Raw genomic sequence first — 16,333 nt, forward strand, 5'->3', positions numbered from 1 at the left:
TGGATTAACTTAAGGGGTAGTTCTTTTTTAAAATAAATTTATTTAAGATTATTCCAAAAATTAAAATTATTAGACAACCAAAAATTATAGGATTTATTAAATATTCAAATGAAACTCCTCCAATGATGACCATAATAGGGTTTCCACCTGCTGGTGGATGAACAACATCTAACACAATCATAAAAAAAATACCGAACCCAACGGCTAAGGCAATATTTATAAATATTGGCAGATCAACATAGTTTATAAACAAAATTCCTATTAGTGCAGTTAAGAAATGACCAAAGAATATATTTTTAGGTTGAGCGAATGGGCTTTCAGGAAATCCGTATAGTAATACCATTGAAGAACCAAAAGAGGCCGCCAAAAATAACCCCATTGTAGTTTTATATGTGAGCAGCGTAAGAAACCCAATAGTAATAGTTGATAAAACTCCTGCGATAGATGCTTTTAAAAGTTTTTCTTTAGTAATGTTAATCATGATTAAAACTTCAATGCCTTCGATATTGTTTTAAACGGTAATAAAAGACATTCTTTTCTTGAGATATTATCTTTATTCATAATTTCTTTGAAATCATTCCATTTTTTTTCAATTTTAATATCTGTTTCATTAAACAAACCTTCAATTGAAATAATAAGAGACTTAATATCACTTATATTTTGATCAATAATTTTTTGAGAAAGCATACTAACCGATGCCTGACAATACACACATGAACGACACTGGTAACCCATATCCTTAATTTTATCATTTTTCACAATTAATCTGATTTCCATTTCATCACCACACAAGGGGTTTTTATTTTTTGAGTGATGGGTATGATTTTTAACTATTTTGTGATTTGCCGTATTAGATGCAATTTCGAGAATTCTTAGGTCCATTATAATTCTTTAATTAAGAGATTAATGTTTTATATTTTGATTTATGAATGATAACAATATTTTAGCTGTTGTACTAGCAGGTGGAAAATCAAAAAGATTTGGGCAAGATAAAAATTGCGTAAAACTTGGATCCAAAACATTGCTAGAGCATGTTTTGTTCAAAATTAGTAATAAATTTGAAGAAATATTGATTGTCTCAAGTAATCCATTGAAGATAGAAGAAGCAAAAAATACCACAGTAATTCCAGATTGTTTTAATGATCTAGGACCTTTAGCAGGAGTGCTAAGTTCCATGAAGTGGATAAAAGAAAATAAAAAATCATACAAATGGATTGCAACTTTTCCGTCTGATACTCCATTTTTTGATCCAATTATTATTGAAGAATACAAAACAAGAATTGCACAAAGTAAAAGCAGTTTATATTTTGTTAAATCTAATGAAAAAAGACATAATATTTTTGGTTTATGGTCAATTGATTTAATGGAAAAATTAGAAGAAGATTTAATAATAAATAATTATCGAAAAGTTGAGGAATGGGCTAATAAAGTTGGTGTGAGCACAATTGATATTAAAATAAAAAATTACGATCCATTTTTTAATATAAATACCAAAGAAGACCTTGAAGTTGCTCAAACTATTTTAAATCTTGATAAAAATGATTGATTACAAAAAAGCAAAAAATATTTTAATAAAATCAAAAATAAACATTAAAGATGAAGTTATAAACACATCAAAATCATTAAATAGAATTAATGTTCAAGATATTTATTGTCCTGTGAATTATCCTGCAGGAACTAATGCTGCATTTGACGGGTTTGCCATTAATTCTAAAGATACATCTACAATTAGTAAAAAAAATCCTAAAGAATTTAAAATTTTAAAATCAATATCAGCAGGTGATAATCCTAAATTAAATAAAGTAAAAAAATTTCAAGCTGTTGAAGTGATGACGGGTGCTCTAATTCCTAAATATTTTGACACCATTATTCCCATAGAAAAAATTGTGTTTACTAACAATAAAAAGTCTATCGTAATAAATGAAAAGATTAAAACTAATCAACATATAAGACATGCAGGATCTGATTATAAAAAAAAGGAATTAGTTATTAATAAAGGAACTATTATTCAGCCATCACATATCTTAGCATTTAAAACATTGGGTATTAAAAGTATTAAAGTTAAAAAGAAGCTTAATATTCTATTTTTTTCCACAGGAAATGAAATTTCAAATAACGTAGATATTGCTGATTGGAAGGTTAGAAATTCAAATAGTCATTATATAAAATCTTTATCTAATAATTTTTTGTTTAATTATATAGAAGGTGGAATTTTGAGAGATAAAGATGAACAGTTTTTTAAAAAACAAATTGATAAAAATCTTAGATCAAAAATAGATATCATAATTACCTCAGGTGCTGTTTCAGCAGGTAAACATGATTTTATCCCCTATGTAGTAAAAAAATTTAATTTATCAAATTTTTTCAAAGGGGTGGCTATTAGACCAGGTAAACCAATTTTATTTGCTAAATTTAAAGGAAGTGAAAAGGCTTTCTTTGGGCTTCCAGGTAATCCTATTTCTTCTTCCGCCTGCTTTAGATTTTTTGTATATCCCTATATTTTAAATATCCTTGGAGTTAAGGAGGAAAAACCTTTTAAAGCTAAGTTAAAAAATTCTTTCTTTAAGAAAAAAAATTTTACTAGATTTATAAAAGCAAGGCTTACTACAACTCATAATGGAAATTTAGAAATCAAGGTACTCAAAGGTCAGGAATCTTTTAGAATAAAATCTTTTGTAGAGTCTAATATTTGGGGCCTATTTAAACATGGTCAGTCAAATTTTAAAAAGAGCGAACTTATTGATTGCTATTCTCCAATTGGTTCAAATATTAATATTTTTAAATAGATCTCATTTTTATTGTAGTGCCAATTAATAAGCATTAAGTATCGAATTATGATTGAGCTAAAAAATGAAAAAATTGCAATTCCAGTAGTTTTATTAGCAGGTCTTATATGGTCCTTTGGACCTTTGGTTGTAAGATACATGGATCAACCCAATTTAGTTCCATGGCAATATATTTTTGCACGGGGTCTTACAATTTTTTTGATTTTAAATCTTTATCTTTTTTTTGAAGAGGGAAAAGATTTTTATAAGAATTATTTAAAAATTGGAATGTCGGGTATCATTGGTGGAACTGGACTTGGAATTGCAATGATTACCTTTATTTATTCAATAACAAATACTAGTGCAGCTGTTACTTTACTCTGTTTAGCTGCAATGCCATTTTTTACAGCTTTATTAGGTTTCTTATTTTTAAAAGAAAAAATTTCACTTAATGTTTGGATAGCTATATTTATTGCAACAGTTGGAATAATAATTATAGCCATTGGTAATACTGAAAAAAATTCTTTATTAGGGCTTATTTTTGGAATGACTTCTTCAATTGGGTTTTCTGTTTTTTCAGTGACTTTAAGATGGAAAAAAGAAACTCCAAAATTTACAACAGTTGCTTTTGCAGGTCTTTTTTGCTTTGTAGTTGCTGCAATAGTTATTTTATCTAATGATATGGTTTTCTTGTCTTCAAGTTATAACGGAGCACTATTTTCTATACATGGAACGTTAGTTTGTATGGGTTTAATTTTATATTCTATTGGATCAAAAGCAATCCCTGCTGCAGAACTTACTTTATTGTCACTAACTGAAGTTATAGGAGGAATTTTTTGGGTATGGATTCCAATTTTAGGAATTAATGAGATCCCATCGACTAATACGATAATAGGTGGCTTCTTTCTTTTTATGTCTATCATTTATTATAGTCTTACAATTAAAACTAATAGACGATTTATTGCTCTAAACTAATCAAAAATGGAAAGACCAAATTTTTTTACTCTAAAGAATGGTGAAAAGGCTAAACTACCTTTTACAGATCAAGAATATCAAAGTCGATTAACTAAATTAAGAACCACAATGAGTAAAAATAATCTTGATATGATTATTTTAACTTCAATGCACAACATTGCTTACTATACAGGATTTATTTATTGTTCTTTTGGTAGACCTTATGGCTGTGTAGTAACGGCTAATAAAATTTCAACAATTTCAGCAAACATTGATGCTAGTCAACCTTGGCGTAGATCTCATAGTGATAATGTTATTTATACTGATTGGAAAAGAGATAATTTTTTAAAAGCAATTGTTTCAATTATTGGAAGAGACGAACCTCCTAAGAATATTGGTATTGAAAATGATCATGTAACCTTAGATGTTAAAGAAAAGCTTACGTCTATTTTTACTTTTTCAGTTTTCAGCGATGTTTCAAAAGATTTAATGCAACTTAGAATGATTAAATCTGCCGAAGAAATAGAAATTATTAAAAATGGTGCAAGAATTGCTGATCTTGGAGGTGAAGAGATTGTCAAAAATATTAAAGTTGGAGAAAGCGAGCTTGAAATTGCAATAGCCGGTAGAGATAGAATGGAGCGTGAAATTGCAAAAACGTACCCTGATGCAGAATATATGGATACATGGGTTTGGTTTCAGTCAGGACTTAATACGGATGGTGCTCATAACCCCAAAACCAATAGAAAATTAAAATCAGGAGATATTCTTTCTTTAAATACTTTCCCTATGATCTCAGGGTACTACACAGCTTTAGAGAGAACTCTTTTTTTAGATAAAATTGATGATGCATCCTTAAAAGCTTGGGAAGCAAATGTTAAAGTTCATAAAAGAGGATTAGAGCTAATTAAACCAGGTGTAAAATGTTCTGATATTTGTCATGAGTTGAATGAACTATTTGCTGAGCTTGGTTATCTTCATTATCGAACATTTGGTTATGGTCATTCATTTGGTGTCCTATCTCATTTCTATGGAAGAGAAGCAGGATTAGAACTTCGTGAAGATATAGATACTGTTTTAGAGGAAAACATGGTGGTTTCTATGGAACCAATGATCATGATACCAGAGGGTAAACCAGGAGCTGGTGGATATAGAGAGCATGATATCTTGGTTATAGGAAAAGATAATGCTGAAAACATTACTAAGTTTCCTTTTGGTCCAGAACATAATATTATCAAATCATAAATTATGAGTGAAAAAACTGTAGTTAATAGTTGGAATGAATGGGATCCTTTAAAACATGTAATTGTTGGCAAAGCTGATGGCACTTGTATTCCAGCACCAGAACCAGCATTAGATGCTAAAGTCCCAGAAGACAGTGATATGCGAGGTCAGTTTGGACCAAGAACAAAAGATACAGTTGATAAGGCAAATGAACTTTTAGACAATTTTTCAAACATGCTTGAAAAAAGAGGTATCAAGGTCGATAGACCAGACCCAATAGATTTTAGTCAAAAAACATCCACACCAGACTGGGAAGCGGAAACAATGTTTGGCTGCATGCCACCACGAGATGTGTTGTTAACTGTGGGTAGTGAAATTTTAGAAGCCACTATGAGTTATAGATGTAGATGGTTCGAGTACCTTTGTTACCGACCATTATTACAGAAATATTATAATGATGACCCTAATATGAGACACGAATCTGCGCCAAAACCAAGATTAACTGATGCAGATTATAGGAAAGATTATTTATCAGATAAAATTGGTATTCAAAAAAGATTAGAGTGGACTGAAGATAAGTTTTTTGTAACAACTGAAGAAGAACCATTATTTGATGCAGCAGATGTTTTAAGATTTGGAAAAGATTTAGTAGTTCAACATGGATTTACTACCAATCTTAAAGGAATTGATTGGCTTAAAAGACATTTTAAAGATCATAGAGTTCATGCTGTTAATTTTCCAGGTGATCCTTATCCAATTCATATCGATGCAACCTTTACTCCTATTAAAGAAGGATTAATCATTAATAATCCTCAAAGAAGATTGCCAAAAGAACAAAGAAAATTATTTGAAAATAATGGATGGGAAATTATTGATAGCGCACAACCCGCACATAATGAGCCACCACCATTATGTTATTCTTCAACTTGGTTATCAATGAACGTCCTAGTATTGGATCCAAAAACTGTTTGTGTTGAAAAAAGTGAAGTATATCAGGCAGAACAATTAGATAAATTAGGAATGGAAGTAATCCCTGTTGAATTAAGAGATGCTTATGCATTTGGTGGAGGTCTTCATTGTTGTACAGCAGATGTTTACCGTGAAGGTGAATTAAAAGATTATTTTCCAAAACAATAAATATGGCAACAGTTAAAACAAAAAGAGAGCGAATAAAATTTGCTTCTGATAATGTAGCGGGCGCATGTCCTGAGGTATTAGATGCAGTATTGAAAGCTAATGATGGTGATAGCACTCCATACGGTAATGACCAAATATCAGCTGAATTACAAAAGAAGTTTTCAGAACTATTTGAAAAAGATGTAATTGTTTTTCCAACTGCATCAGGAACGGCTGCTAATGCATTAGCTTTAGCAACAATGACACCATCATATGGTAATATTTATTGTCATAAACTTTCTCATATTAATACAGATGAATGTGGGGCACCTGAGTTTTATACAGGAGGAGGAAAATTAGTTACTTTAAATGGAATAAATGGAAAAATAACACCTGAAGAATTGGATAAAGCTATTACTGGTAAAGGCATTGTGCATCATACTCAACCTGCCTCAGTAAGTATTACTCAAGTTTGTGAAACAGGAGAAGTATACCAATTAGATGAGATTAAAAAGATTTCTGAAATTACGCATAAGCATAATTTAAATATGCATATGGATGGAGCAAGATTTGCTAACGCTTTAACTGCATTAAATTGTACTCCTGCTGAGATGACCTGGAAATCAGGCATTGATGTTTTATCATTTGGAGCAACAAAGAATGGTTGTCTTGCAGCAGAGGCAATAATTTTTTTTAATAAAGATCTAGTTGGTAATATTGCTTTTTTAATGAAAAGAGCAGGGCATTTATTATCTAAGATGCGTTTTGTATCTGCTCAGCTTGATGCATATATCTCAAATGATGTCTGGTTAAGGAATGCAAGACATGCAAATAAGATGGGAAAAAAATTAAGTGAAGGATTAGCAAAACATAATAGTATTAAACTAGCATACCCAACAGAAGCAAACGAAGTTTTTGCAAAATTTCCAAGAAATATGATTGAGCATTTAAATTCTGAAGGCTACAAAATGAATGAAGATGAGCTTGATGGACAAGCAGTAAGATTAGTTGCTGCCTGGAATACTCAAGAGAGCGATGTGGATCAATTATTAGAGACCTTAAAAAAATCTAACTAGGATTTTGTTTTAAAAATTCAATATATTTAACAACTTCATCAAATTGTTCGTCAGGTATATCTTTATAAGAGTTCTCAAACTTCTCTTTGACACATAAAGCAACATGAGCGTAGGGGTTTCTTCCTTTAGGATGATTTGGATGGCTTGGTAACTGACCTAGTAAATAATCGCCAGCTTCCTGTATCATTTTCCACAGTTTACTTGCGTTTTCTTTGTTCACACATTCACTTTTTTTGTTTTATCTCCAAATGGCCTAGTCTGTGGCCTAGTTATCATACAAAATCCTATAACAATATTCAAGAAGACAGAAGCGTGGCAATAATATTAACACATTTATCAAATAGATTTATTTTATGTTAATTGAATTAATTCTTTTGGGTTTTATGCCCCTATATATTTTAAAAAAATTAAAAAATTTTTTTAAAAAAAAGAGTTTATTCGTTCTCTAATTTTTTAAGTTCTTTTATTCCTTCTTTATAAATATAATTTGCCAAATAATAGGTTAAAGCTGTTGTTATAAGTGTAAACAAACCATATGTATCTGTTAAAAACAATTCAATAATGCCAAAGAAAAAAAAAGCGGGTATAGTAAAATAACCAGGACCATTTTTGCTAATTATATTAAAAAATGGATGATTTAATTTATATTTGTTTGAAATTTTTTCATTTCTTTTTCTTTTTTCATCATTAATTAACTCTTGGGATTTTTTCATTTAATATTAAATTTGAAAGTTAAATCCTCTAAAAATTTTCCCTCATCTTTTTTTCTACAAATAAAACCCATTCTTGTATGACATTTGAAATAACCCAACTTCCAATCAATAGTTATTATATCTTTATTAATATCATAACTTTTCTTGTTATGCTCAGGTATAGTGATCAATAAAGTTTTATCATTATCCCAAAACCATAACCACCACTCATCAAAAGGCATTATTTTTTCTAACATCTTTTTAAGTGTCACAGTTTGTCCTTGAAAATAATGATCTCTATTAAACGTTCTTGATTTATAATTATAATTATTATCTTTAAATTCTTTTAAGGCTTTTTTTGATATACCAACTACTCTCCAACTCCAAGGTTCATAAGAAAAAATTGTGCCGAGAATCTTTTCTTTATGTAGGTTTGATATAGAGCTATTGAATACGTTTATATAAAGCTCATAAAGTTGCTTTTTTGTTTTTAAATCAGGTTCGCTATTTGCAAATGACATAACAAAAACTTTATCCCAGAATCACGATCCCTAAAAGATTTTTCATATTAAAATGTTATCAAATACCCCTAGAATTGACCATTTTATTTATCTCAAAATCCTCTAGTCCACCCTCTAGTTTGTATCTTTAGGTGAAAAACCTAAATATTAAATACAGATACCAAAAAGGAAAAAGTAAAATGGTTAAATAAGCGATGGCAATTTTTCTACCTTTAAAGTCATAATATTCGACAAAAACCCAACTTAATAGAAACATAAAACTTGGAAAATTGATTATGGAAAACATGGCAACAAAACTAATAATTATTATTAACACGGCAAATAAAAAGTAATTTTTAGTATTTAGAGCTAAATCCGTGTATTCAATTAAATTATATATAGGGCCATATTCACCATAACCTAAAGCTTTAAAAGTTCCTTCTACAATCCAAGTTTGAAACCCCATAAAAACCATTAACCAACAAAACCATTTAGGGCCAAAGAATGCATAGTGTTTTTGAATACGTTGGTTTAAAGTTTTTATCATTTCAAATTCAAAACTTTTGACCAGTTATAATTTTATAAATTGTACCAAAAATTAAAAAAACCACAGAACCTAATCCTATAGCACAAACGGCAAACTCAAGAAAATTTGCATCATTTTTAATAAATATATCATCCCCAAACCATTGGAGGGTGTTCATATCAATAACTTTATAAATTATTAGATAGACAACAAAAGTGATAGAACCATTGATTTTATTTTTAAATAAAAACCCAAGAAATTTATCTGCAGAATTTTGTTTATATTTTGTCATTATTCATCCCACTTCAACATAAAGCCCAGAACTATGATCCCTAAAATTTTTTTCATACTAATTTTAATTAATTATCCATTTTATCAGTTCATCCATAATGTGTTCATAACCAAAATATAACATTCCACCCACAAATAAAATAATAATCCCAATAATACCAAAGACAATTATAAAAGAAATAGCGATAAGATAAGGAAATAAAAAATGATCTTTAAAGCTTTCACGCCTATGTAAAAAATATGCTGAAGCAATAAATGCATAAAAAACCATGATAAAATCTGCATAATATTTCAGGTCAAATATAACTATAAAGGGAATAAGAAAAAAAAAACCACTACATAATAAAAGTATTTTAATTGAAGTTTTAAAATAAAAACTTTTGGACATTATCCAAGCCTAACAAATCCTGAACCATGAGTCTATTTGCTTGAAAATTGTTATTTGATTTATCTCTAAATGGCCTAGTCTGTGGCCTAGTTTCTTACTAAAATTGATGAGTCTATAAGTGATTTATTTTAAGTTAATTTTTAATTACCTACATAAGTACTGTAGTTTAATGTAGCTTAATGTGGGTTAGGTTGTCCTGCTAACTCCCCAAATAATCGCCAGCTTCCTGTATCATTTTCCAGAGTTTACTTGTGTTTTCTTTGTTCATCAAAGTGAGATTAATCTCTAAAGTTTACAAATTCTACGGGAAGACCAATATCAATAGCAGTTATTGCCGACATTGCTTCTTGAAGGTCATCTCTTTTTTTTCCTTCAGCGCGTAACTCTTCTCCTTGAATTTTAATCTGAATTTTAAGTTTTAGTTTTTTTATTTCAGTAATAATTTTTTTTGCATTTTCTTGGCTAATACCTTCTTGGAGTTCACTAACCTGTCTAATCGATGAACCTGCAGCATTTTCTGAGTTTTTGATTGATAATACTCTTGGATCTACCTTTCGTCGTATAAGATGAACCTGTAATAATTCATTAACTTGTTTTAATTTTAGCTCATCGGGAGCTAAGGTGGTGATAATCTTATCTTTTCTTTCAATTGAGATATGAAGCCCTTTAAAGTCAAATCGATTACCAATTTCTCTAAGGCAGTTTGCAAGAGCGTTATCAAACTCAGGGTAACTAACTTTACTGATTACATCAAATGAAGGCATAATTTTTTATTATATAATGAATTGACCTTAACAAAAATTTTCATAATTGACTATTTGATTTATTTTGAAACTCTTTTAAGTTGCAATTATATGGAAGATTTAGTTAAAAAATTAGAAGAACAGATCAGCTTTCTTCAAAATGAAATATCGCAAATGAGTGATGAAATGTATTCTCAACAAAAAGAAGTATCAGTTTTAAAAAAACAAGTTTCAAATCTTGAAAAAAGAATTAACGAATTAGAGAGCAGTGATGAAGCGGGTATGGTTATGATTGATAAAAAACCCCCACATTATTAAACTTTATTATTAATCCATGACAGAACAATTTGATGTTATTGTAGTAGGTGCGGGTGCCGCCGGCATGATGAGTGCTATAGAAGCTGGTAAACGGGGACGAAAAGTTCTTTTAGTCGATCATGCAAAAAAAATAGGAGAAAAAATTAGAATATCGGGTGGTGGACGATGTAATTTTACCAACATACATACACACCCCAGTAAGTTTATATCAAACAATCCAAAATTTGTAATATCAGCTTTAAAACAATACACCCAAAATAATTTCATAGATTTAATAAAGAAACATAATATTAAATTTCATGAAAAAAAATTAGGACAGCTCTTTTGTGATGAAAGTGCTCAACAAATTATAGATATGTTACTTTTAGAGTGCGAGATGGCAAAAGTAGTTTTAAAAAAAGATACAATTATTAATGATATAGACAAACAAAATGATAAATATTTTATAGTTGTCGGAAGTGATAAATACTTCTGTCAGTCATTAATTATTGCAACAGGTGGTTTATCTATTCCAAAAATTGGAGCAAGTAAATTTGGCTATGATATTGCTCAAAAATTTGGTTTAAAAGTTATTGAAACATTACCTGCACTAGTTCCTTTAACATTTAGTGAAAAAATACTAGCAATTTGTAAGGAACTTACTGGATTATCTGTTGAAGCAGTTGTTTCATTTAAAAAAACTTTTTTTGAGGAAGGGATGTTATTTACTCACAGAGGTTTGAGCGGACCTTCTATATTGCAGATCTCTTCTTATTGGAAATTAGGAGATAATATCAAAGTTAATTTATCACCAAAACTTGATGTAGATAAATTTCTAAATGATAGAAAGATCTCTAGTCCTAAACAAGATATAGGCATTATAGTTTCTGAAATTCTCCCTAAACGGTTAGCTCATATAATTTGTAATGAAAATAATGTTAATGGAAATATATGTGAATTATCGAATAAAGTATTAACTAGTTTGAGTAATTCTATAAACGCGTGGGTGATAAATCCAATAGGAACTGAAGGTTATAGAACTGCTGAAGTAACTTTGGGTGGTATTGATACTGAAGAAATTTCTTCTAAAACAATGATGTCCAATAAACACCCTGGATTATTTTTTATCGGAGAAGTTGTAGATGTTACTGGTCATTTAGGTGGTTATAATTTTCAATGGGCTTGGTCTTCTGGATATGTGGCAGGTCAATATGCTTAAAGACTAGTTATTGGTGGAATTATCTCAGTTTTTTTTATATTCAACACCTTTTCTATCCAGTATTTCTTTTACTTTATCAGAATAAGGTTCATCAATATGTTCGGTAGTAGGATTTAATTCGATTCCGGCTGGCGTGATAGTAGATGGCATAGCAATGAATTGAGAGTCTGGGTTCTCAACTGTTTCTCTAACACTCATTCTATAGACACCAAACACACCTATTAAAGCATGAAAGAAAAGTAAAAATACAAAAAAACCATTAGAGCCAACAATATTCATAAATATTGAACAAAGGAATGGACCATTCATAGCACCCAAGCCAAATGTAAATTGTATACCAGCTCCAGCTGCTACAAATTTTTCTTTTGGTATATAGTCATTAGTGTGCGCACAAATCAAAGAGAACATTGGTAAGCTACAAATTGAAAATAAAATTAAAAAAATAAAAAACCATACTTTACTTGTGGCGAGTTCACCAGGTAAGTACATCTGACCTGATGATAGAATAGCAAGTAAAGCAAATAAAGATGCACCAAATGTTGAAATTATTATTACTTTTCTCCTATCATATTTATCAGAAAGTTTTCCAATAGGATATTGAGAGATAGCACCAGAAATTGCTAAAAGAAAAGTCACAAGTGATATTTGAAAAATAGTAAAATTCATTGAGGCCGCATATACTGCTAACAATGTAAATAGTGCAGACTGGATTGTTCCATAAAAAAGAGCACTTACCATTCCAAATGGTGAAGTTTCATAAAGTTCTTTTAAAGGCATACCTTGAATTTTTTTAAATGTAGGTGGTTTTTTTTTAGTTAAGAGAATAGGTATAAGGGCAAGAGACGTAATAATTGAAACCAATATAAAGGGTTGATAATTTTCAGGTCTACTAAAGTTCAATAAAAACATTCCTATACCCATTGATCCATATAAAATAACCATATAAATCGATAAAATACTTCCTCTATTTTTATTGCTTGATCTGTCATTCAACCAACTTTCAGCAACAGTATAAATACAAACCATACTTATTCCTGTTAAAACTCTTAGAATAAACCATACATAAGGATTAATAAATATTGAGTGAACCAAGATAACCAAAGATGCTAAAGACGCAAAAGCTGCAAAAACTCTAATATGACCTACTTTGGAAATAAGATTAGAAATTGTCATTGCACCTATAAAGTACCCAACAAAATAACCTGACATCATAAACCCAGTTGCCGTTAGACTAAATTGTTCTTGAACAGCCCTTACACCTAATAGGGACCCTTGAAATCCATAGGCCATCATTAAGAACCCAATACCTAAAAACAATGCCCAAGAGTTCTTTAAAACTTTATTCATAAAACTGACCGTACTTATTTGCGATCTAGATGTAAATCAAGTCTTTATTATGATAAAATTATGAATTTCTTAGTTTAATAAAAGAGTGAATGGCAATCGCTGTGATGATAACGGCACCACCCTGGATAGTCTCAAGGCTGGGTTGTTCCTTAATAATCAACCATACCCAAATAGGACCAATTATAGTCTCTAGTAAGAAGAATAGGTTCACTTCAGCTGCAGGTATGAACCTTGGAGCTATAGTCACTAGCACAAAAGGTATAGCAACACACATAACACACATTAAAGGAACAATAATTAGGTCACTATCAACTAGTGCAAAACTTTCAATGAACAGAAGTGCAAACATTGCTACAATTAATTTTCCAACAACAGCTGCTGGGATTAAGTTTTTATCCTTTGCGGATCTAATAGTAACTGCTCCAACAGCTAAACCTAAAGCAGTTATTAGGCCTAATATATCTCCAAAAAAGTTACCTAATTGTATTGAATCGTAGAATATATAAATAGCAGCAGTAAAAGTTACAAATATTGTAATCCATGTTTTTCTATCAGGTAATTCTTTTAAAAATATTGCACCAAGCACTGCAGATAACATAGGAGCCATTGCAATCATAACTAATGTGTTTGCAACATTGGTATTTTGTATTGAAACAACAAAGGTAATATTGGTTACAGAGAAAGTGCCAATATAAAGTAAGCCATGATAGCCACTTGAAAAAAGCATTTTAAAGAAATTTAATTTATAAATTAATAACATTCCTAAAAATACAGTGATGAAAGGAATAAGGCCTCGATAAAAAACAAGCCCCCAAGTATCAACATTAGAAAGTCTTATAAATAAACTATCGGGAGTAATAAACATTACTGCAACAAATGCGAGTAAAGATCCTTTTTGCTGGTCGGATAATTTGTTCAAGCTTTTAATCCTTTCCAAAATGTTTTTGCAAGATTAATGCTTGTAAGATCATAAAAAGATTTTAATCCTGTAGGAGAGGTTACATTAATATCTCCATTTAATTTTTGGTCGATAAAATCAATACCAGAAAAATAGATGTCATTTTTTTTAAGATCTTTACCAATTATATTTGAAATTTTATTTTCTAATTTTGTTAATTTAGCTGAGATAGGTATCGCTCCTTTACTCATGTTGCTTAAGAAAGATCCTTTTTTTGGAACTCTAGAGATCGCACCACAAACTTTACCATCAATTATAAAAACTCTTTTATCTCCAAACTTAATTTTAGGTAAAAACTTTTGACACATAATATGTCCATGTTTTTTTATGAAATTTTTAATCAATTTCGTATTTATTTTATTTTGAAATAAGTGAATATCATTGCCACTAAAACTATGAATAGGTTTTATAATCATTTTTTTATTTTTAGAAAAAAACTTATTAATTTCATTTATATCTTTTGTGAAAATTGTATCTGGCATATATTTTTGAAAAGATGTTGAGTATAATTTTTCAGAGATATTTCTAATAGAGGTTGGATTATTAATAATTTTAACTTTATTTTTTATCTTATCCAAAATGTAAGTTGTTGAAATGTATTCTAAATTAAAAGGAGGATCTTGCCGTATCAAAATATACTTACATTGTGTAAGTTCTAGTTTTTGTTGGTTTAATATTTTAAAATAACGCTTATTTGAATAATTAAACTCTACGTAAAATCCATTCGCTACGACCTTATCGTTAATAATTGAAAGGTCTTTAGGTTTATAATAAAAAATTTTGTATTTTAACCTTTGTGCTTCAATGGCTAGAAATATACTAGTATCCGTTAGAGGCTTTAGTTTTGAAGGATGATCACCTTGAATTGCAACTATCTTATTTGTCATATAAATCGTTTAAATTTTCATTCTTAGAAAATTTATCTATCATATGATCTGCGTTTGTTGTCTTATTATCAATCAGTTTATCTAAGTGATTTAAAAACTTAGCCTCATTATCATTAGATTTACTCAAAATGTCTCTGTTTAATAATCCTTTTCTAGAAATCCCAAGGAGCAAGGATGACCAATGTAATAGGTCTTTTCCCATCAACTCAGTGTTAAACCCTTTTTTAGGTGCTTCTAGGTAGGCATTAATTATTTTATTCTTATCCCACTTAGAAATTAATTCGTAAGCCTCATCTAAATTTCCATATAATATTCCAGTATTAAAAGCAGGTCCAGAACACAAACAATCCCAACCACAAGTGTCCATTGATCTTAACTCTATATATTTCTTAAGTCTATTTTCTGTAAAAATTGTACTTAGGTGAGTGGTTAAATCGTCTTCAGTTGGAAGTCGGTTGTTAATTTCACTAATTTTTCCATTCATGAAATCTGAAAATGAATAATTGCTTCCTGATAAATATTCTTTTTCGTTTTGAATAAATAATAAAGGAAAGTTTATTGAAAAATCTGCATATTTTTCAAAATCCATATTATCAAAAAAAACTTCAGGTAAACCTCCTCTCGATGTTTCTTGCCAAACTTTAGAACGATAAGAACTGAAACCACTATTTTTTTTTTCAATTATTGAAGAATTTGCAAAAAGGGCAATAGATATTGGAACTATAGAATTAACTATCTTAAACTTTTTAATAAAATCTTTTTCAGAATCGTAATCCAAGTTAAGTTGTGTACCACAAGTTCTATACATCATATCTAAGCTTAAAGAACCACCATTAGGCATATCCTTAGTCATTACTTGATATCTTTGTTTTGGATTATTAGGAACTTCACTGAGGGTTGAAATTGGATCAAAACCAGCACTAACGATTTTTAAATTTAATTTTTTTGTTACTTGCTGTAACTCAAATAAATAATCATGAGACTCAGCACAAGCTTCATGGATATTATTTAGTTTATCCCCAGATAGTTCAATTTGATTTCCAGGTTCAAGAGTAATACTTTTTCCTTGTTTCTGTAACCCAATAATATTTTCTTTTTCCATTATTGGCTTCCAGCCAAATTCACTTAGAAGTGAAAACATTTTAAGGATAGTAGGGTAATCTACTCTTTTGTTTGTTTTTTCATCAAATAAAAATTTTTCATGTTCAATGCCAATTTTAAAATTTTTAACATCTTTAATTCCAGACTCAAAATATTTGATTATATGTTCTTTATGAGTGATCATTGATTTATATATAAGGATTTAAAGTTCATTTTAAAGTCTTTATGTTTAACTCTTCTTTTTGAAAA

The 16,333-nt window shown here is 29.6% G+C and carries 21 protein-coding genes; 8 read left to right on the plus strand and 13 right to left on the minus strand.

The annotated features are described in order from the left end of the window. Window positions 1–4: 4 nt before the first annotated feature. Window positions 5–481, minus strand: coding sequence for an HPP family protein (locus AC5SL0_RS01450; RefSeq protein ID WP_020169192.1), 477 nt, complete (start codon window positions 479–481; stop codon window positions 5–7). A gap of 2 nt (window positions 482–483) precedes the next feature. After that, window positions 484–882, minus strand: a complete 399-nt coding sequence (locus tag AC5SL0_RS01455) for an iron-sulfur cluster assembly scaffold protein (RefSeq protein WP_006997229.1) — start codon at window positions 880–882, stop codon at window positions 484–486. Between the two features lie 43 nt (window positions 883–925). Here AC5SL0_RS01455 and AC5SL0_RS01460 point away from each other — a divergent pair, with 43 nt between their 5' ends. From AC5SL0_RS01460 to AC5SL0_RS01485, 6 genes are read left to right on the plus strand one after another with little or no spacing between them, the layout of a single operon-like run. Beyond that, the gene (locus AC5SL0_RS01460; protein WP_020169193.1) at window positions 926–1,546 is read left to right on the plus strand and encodes a molybdenum cofactor guanylyltransferase; all 621 of its coding nucleotides are present in this window, start codon (window positions 926–928) and stop codon (window positions 1,544–1,546) included. Next, on the plus strand, window positions 1,539–2,786 hold the full coding sequence (locus AC5SL0_RS01465) for a molybdopterin molybdotransferase MoeA (protein WP_494618479.1): 1,248 nt from the start codon (window positions 1,539–1,541) through the stop codon (window positions 2,784–2,786). The genes AC5SL0_RS01460 and AC5SL0_RS01465 overlap by 8 nt, the downstream gene beginning before the upstream one ends. Window positions 2,787–2,834: 48 nt before the next feature. After that, the gene (locus AC5SL0_RS01470) at window positions 2,835–3,740 is read left to right on the plus strand and encodes a DMT family transporter (RefSeq protein ID WP_271564170.1); all 906 of its coding nucleotides are present in this window, start codon (window positions 2,835–2,837) and stop codon (window positions 3,738–3,740) included. Window positions 3,741–3,746: 6 nt separating this feature from the next. After that, window positions 3,747–4,964 carry an aminopeptidase P family protein gene (locus AC5SL0_RS01475; RefSeq protein ID WP_006997225.1) on the plus strand — a complete coding sequence of 406 codons (1,218 nt, stop codon included), beginning with the start codon at window positions 3,747–3,749 and terminating at the stop codon, window positions 4,962–4,964. 3 nt (window positions 4,965–4,967) lie between these two features. Continuing rightward, window positions 4,968–6,080 (plus strand): serine/threonine protein kinase, encoded by a 1,113-nt coding sequence (locus tag AC5SL0_RS01480; RefSeq protein ID WP_006997224.1) that lies wholly within the window; start codon window positions 4,968–4,970, stop codon window positions 6,078–6,080. 2 nt (window positions 6,081–6,082) lie between these two features. Continuing rightward, on the plus strand, window positions 6,083–7,135 hold the full coding sequence (locus tag AC5SL0_RS01485; protein WP_018413944.1) for a threonine aldolase family protein: 1,053 nt from the start codon (window positions 6,083–6,085) through the stop codon (window positions 7,133–7,135). On the opposite strand, the gene AC5SL0_RS01490 is transcribed toward AC5SL0_RS01485, so the two are convergent. The 7 genes from AC5SL0_RS01490 to AC5SL0_RS01520 all read right to left on the minus strand — a co-directional run bounded on the left by AC5SL0_RS01490 (window position 7,128) and on the right by AC5SL0_RS01520 (window position 10,296). Next, entirely contained in the window at window positions 7,128–7,355 is a 228-nt protein-coding gene (locus AC5SL0_RS01490) for a hypothetical protein (protein WP_271564172.1), read from the minus strand. The genes AC5SL0_RS01485 and AC5SL0_RS01490 overlap by 8 nt on opposite strands. A gap of 214 nt (window positions 7,356–7,569) precedes the next feature. Beyond that, window positions 7,570–7,848, minus strand: a complete 279-nt coding sequence (locus AC5SL0_RS01495; RefSeq protein WP_494618480.1) for a hypothetical protein — start codon at window positions 7,846–7,848, stop codon at window positions 7,570–7,572. Further along, window positions 7,845–8,348, minus strand: coding sequence for a hypothetical protein (locus AC5SL0_RS01500; protein WP_494618482.1), 504 nt, complete (start codon window positions 8,346–8,348; stop codon window positions 7,845–7,847). Before AC5SL0_RS01500 ends, AC5SL0_RS01495 begins: the two co-directional genes overlap by 4 nt. Before the next feature lie 127 nt (window positions 8,349–8,475). Next, complete coding sequence (locus AC5SL0_RS01505) at window positions 8,476–8,874, minus strand: hypothetical protein (RefSeq protein WP_494618483.1); 399 nt, start codon at window positions 8,872–8,874, stop codon at window positions 8,476–8,478. A 7-nt stretch (window positions 8,875–8,881) separates the two neighbouring features. Beyond that, the gene (locus AC5SL0_RS01510) at window positions 8,882–9,145 is read right to left on the minus strand and encodes a hypothetical protein (protein WP_494618485.1); all 264 of its coding nucleotides are present in this window, start codon (window positions 9,143–9,145) and stop codon (window positions 8,882–8,884) included. A gap of 63 nt (window positions 9,146–9,208) precedes the next feature. Beyond that, a complete protein-coding gene (locus tag AC5SL0_RS01515; protein WP_494618486.1) occupies window positions 9,209–9,532 on the minus strand; it encodes a hypothetical protein in 324 nt (107 codons plus the stop codon). A 278-nt stretch (window positions 9,533–9,810) separates the two neighbouring features. Beyond that, complete coding sequence (locus AC5SL0_RS01520; RefSeq protein ID WP_011281874.1) at window positions 9,811–10,296, minus strand: YajQ family cyclic di-GMP-binding protein; 486 nt, start codon at window positions 10,294–10,296, stop codon at window positions 9,811–9,813. A gap of 90 nt (window positions 10,297–10,386) precedes the next feature. Here AC5SL0_RS01520 and AC5SL0_RS01525 point away from each other — a divergent pair, with 90 nt between their 5' ends. Further along, complete coding sequence (locus tag AC5SL0_RS01525) at window positions 10,387–10,593, plus strand: SlyX family protein (protein WP_027306671.1); 207 nt, start codon at window positions 10,387–10,389, stop codon at window positions 10,591–10,593. Window positions 10,594–10,609: 16 nt separating this feature from the next. Further along, entirely contained in the window at window positions 10,610–11,791 is a 1,182-nt protein-coding gene (locus AC5SL0_RS01530) for a BaiN/RdsA family NAD(P)/FAD-dependent oxidoreductase (protein WP_494618489.1), read from the plus strand. Window positions 11,792–11,815: 24 nt separating this feature from the next. On the opposite strand, the gene AC5SL0_RS01535 is transcribed toward AC5SL0_RS01530, so the two are convergent. The 4 genes from AC5SL0_RS01535 to AC5SL0_RS01550 are packed head-to-tail and all read right to left on the minus strand — an operon-like array spanning window position 11,816 to window position 16,268. Next, window positions 11,816–13,138, minus strand: a complete 1,323-nt coding sequence (locus AC5SL0_RS01535) for an MFS transporter (RefSeq protein ID WP_494618491.1) — start codon at window positions 13,136–13,138, stop codon at window positions 11,816–11,818. A gap of 58 nt (window positions 13,139–13,196) precedes the next feature. Beyond that, on the minus strand, window positions 13,197–14,057 hold the full coding sequence (locus tag AC5SL0_RS01540) for a DMT family transporter (RefSeq protein WP_011281877.1): 861 nt from the start codon (window positions 14,055–14,057) through the stop codon (window positions 13,197–13,199). After that, a complete protein-coding gene (gene gshB, locus AC5SL0_RS01545; RefSeq protein WP_494618493.1) occupies window positions 14,054–14,983 on the minus strand; it encodes a glutathione synthase in 930 nt (309 codons plus the stop codon). Before gshB ends, AC5SL0_RS01540 begins: the two co-directional genes overlap by 4 nt. Next, window positions 14,973–16,268 (minus strand): glutamate--cysteine ligase, encoded by a 1,296-nt coding sequence (locus AC5SL0_RS01550; protein WP_494574210.1) that lies wholly within the window; start codon window positions 16,266–16,268, stop codon window positions 14,973–14,975. The genes gshB and AC5SL0_RS01550 overlap by 11 nt, the downstream gene beginning before the upstream one ends. Window positions 16,269–16,333 lie beyond the last annotated feature (65 nt).

It is taken from the genome of Candidatus Pelagibacter sp. PS_16 (assembly GCF_059417965.1).

What these genes read in the sequence shown, in the direction of transcription:
- AC5SL0_RS01450 (WP_020169192.1), bottom strand. Translation starts at nt 481, where the DNA reads ATGATTAACATTACTAAAGAAAAACTTTTAAAAGCATCTATCGCAGGA.
- AC5SL0_RS01455 (WP_006997229.1), bottom strand. Translation starts at nt 882, where the DNA reads ATGGACCTAAGAATTCTCGAAATTGCATCTAATACGGCAAATCACAAA.
- AC5SL0_RS01460 (WP_020169193.1), top strand. Translation starts at nt 926, where the DNA reads ATGAATGATAACAATATTTTAGCTGTTGTACTAGCAGGTGGAAAATCA.
- AC5SL0_RS01465 (WP_494618479.1), top strand. Translation starts at nt 1,539, where the DNA reads ATGATTGATTACAAAAAAGCAAAAAATATTTTAATAAAATCAAAAATA.
- AC5SL0_RS01470 (WP_271564170.1), top strand. Translation starts at nt 2,835, where the DNA reads ATGATTGAGCTAAAAAATGAAAAAATTGCAATTCCAGTAGTTTTATTA.
- AC5SL0_RS01475 (WP_006997225.1), top strand. Translation starts at nt 3,747, where the DNA reads ATGGAAAGACCAAATTTTTTTACTCTAAAGAATGGTGAAAAGGCTAAA.
- AC5SL0_RS01480 (WP_006997224.1), top strand. Translation starts at nt 4,968, where the DNA reads ATGAGTGAAAAAACTGTAGTTAATAGTTGGAATGAATGGGATCCTTTA.
- AC5SL0_RS01485 (WP_018413944.1), top strand. Translation starts at nt 6,083, where the DNA reads ATGGCAACAGTTAAAACAAAAAGAGAGCGAATAAAATTTGCTTCTGAT.
- AC5SL0_RS01495 (WP_494618480.1), bottom strand. Translation starts at nt 7,848, where the DNA reads ATGAAAAAATCCCAAGAGTTAATTAATGATGAAAAAAGAAAAAGAAAT.
- AC5SL0_RS01500 (WP_494618482.1), bottom strand. Translation starts at nt 8,348, where the DNA reads ATGTCATTTGCAAATAGCGAACCTGATTTAAAAACAAAAAAGCAACTT.
- AC5SL0_RS01505 (WP_494618483.1), bottom strand. Translation starts at nt 8,874, where the DNA reads ATGATAAAAACTTTAAACCAACGTATTCAAAAACACTATGCATTCTTT.
- AC5SL0_RS01510 (WP_494618485.1), bottom strand. Translation starts at nt 9,145, where the DNA reads ATGACAAAATATAAACAAAATTCTGCAGATAAATTTCTTGGGTTTTTA.
- AC5SL0_RS01515 (WP_494618486.1), bottom strand. Translation starts at nt 9,532, where the DNA reads ATGTCCAAAAGTTTTTATTTTAAAACTTCAATTAAAATACTTTTATTA.
- AC5SL0_RS01520 (WP_011281874.1), bottom strand. Translation starts at nt 10,296, where the DNA reads ATGCCTTCATTTGATGTAATCAGTAAAGTTAGTTACCCTGAGTTTGAT.
- AC5SL0_RS01525 (WP_027306671.1), top strand. Translation starts at nt 10,387, where the DNA reads ATGGAAGATTTAGTTAAAAAATTAGAAGAACAGATCAGCTTTCTTCAA.
- AC5SL0_RS01530 (WP_494618489.1), top strand. Translation starts at nt 10,610, where the DNA reads ATGACAGAACAATTTGATGTTATTGTAGTAGGTGCGGGTGCCGCCGGC.
- AC5SL0_RS01535 (WP_494618491.1), bottom strand. Translation starts at nt 13,138, where the DNA reads ATGAATAAAGTTTTAAAGAACTCTTGGGCATTGTTTTTAGGTATTGGG.
- gshB (WP_494618493.1), bottom strand. Translation starts at nt 14,983, where the DNA reads ATGACAAATAAGATAGTTGCAATTCAAGGTGATCATCCTTCAAAACTA.
- AC5SL0_RS01550 (WP_494574210.1), bottom strand. Translation starts at nt 16,268, where the DNA reads ATGATCACTCATAAAGAACATATAATCAAATATTTTGAGTCTGGAATT.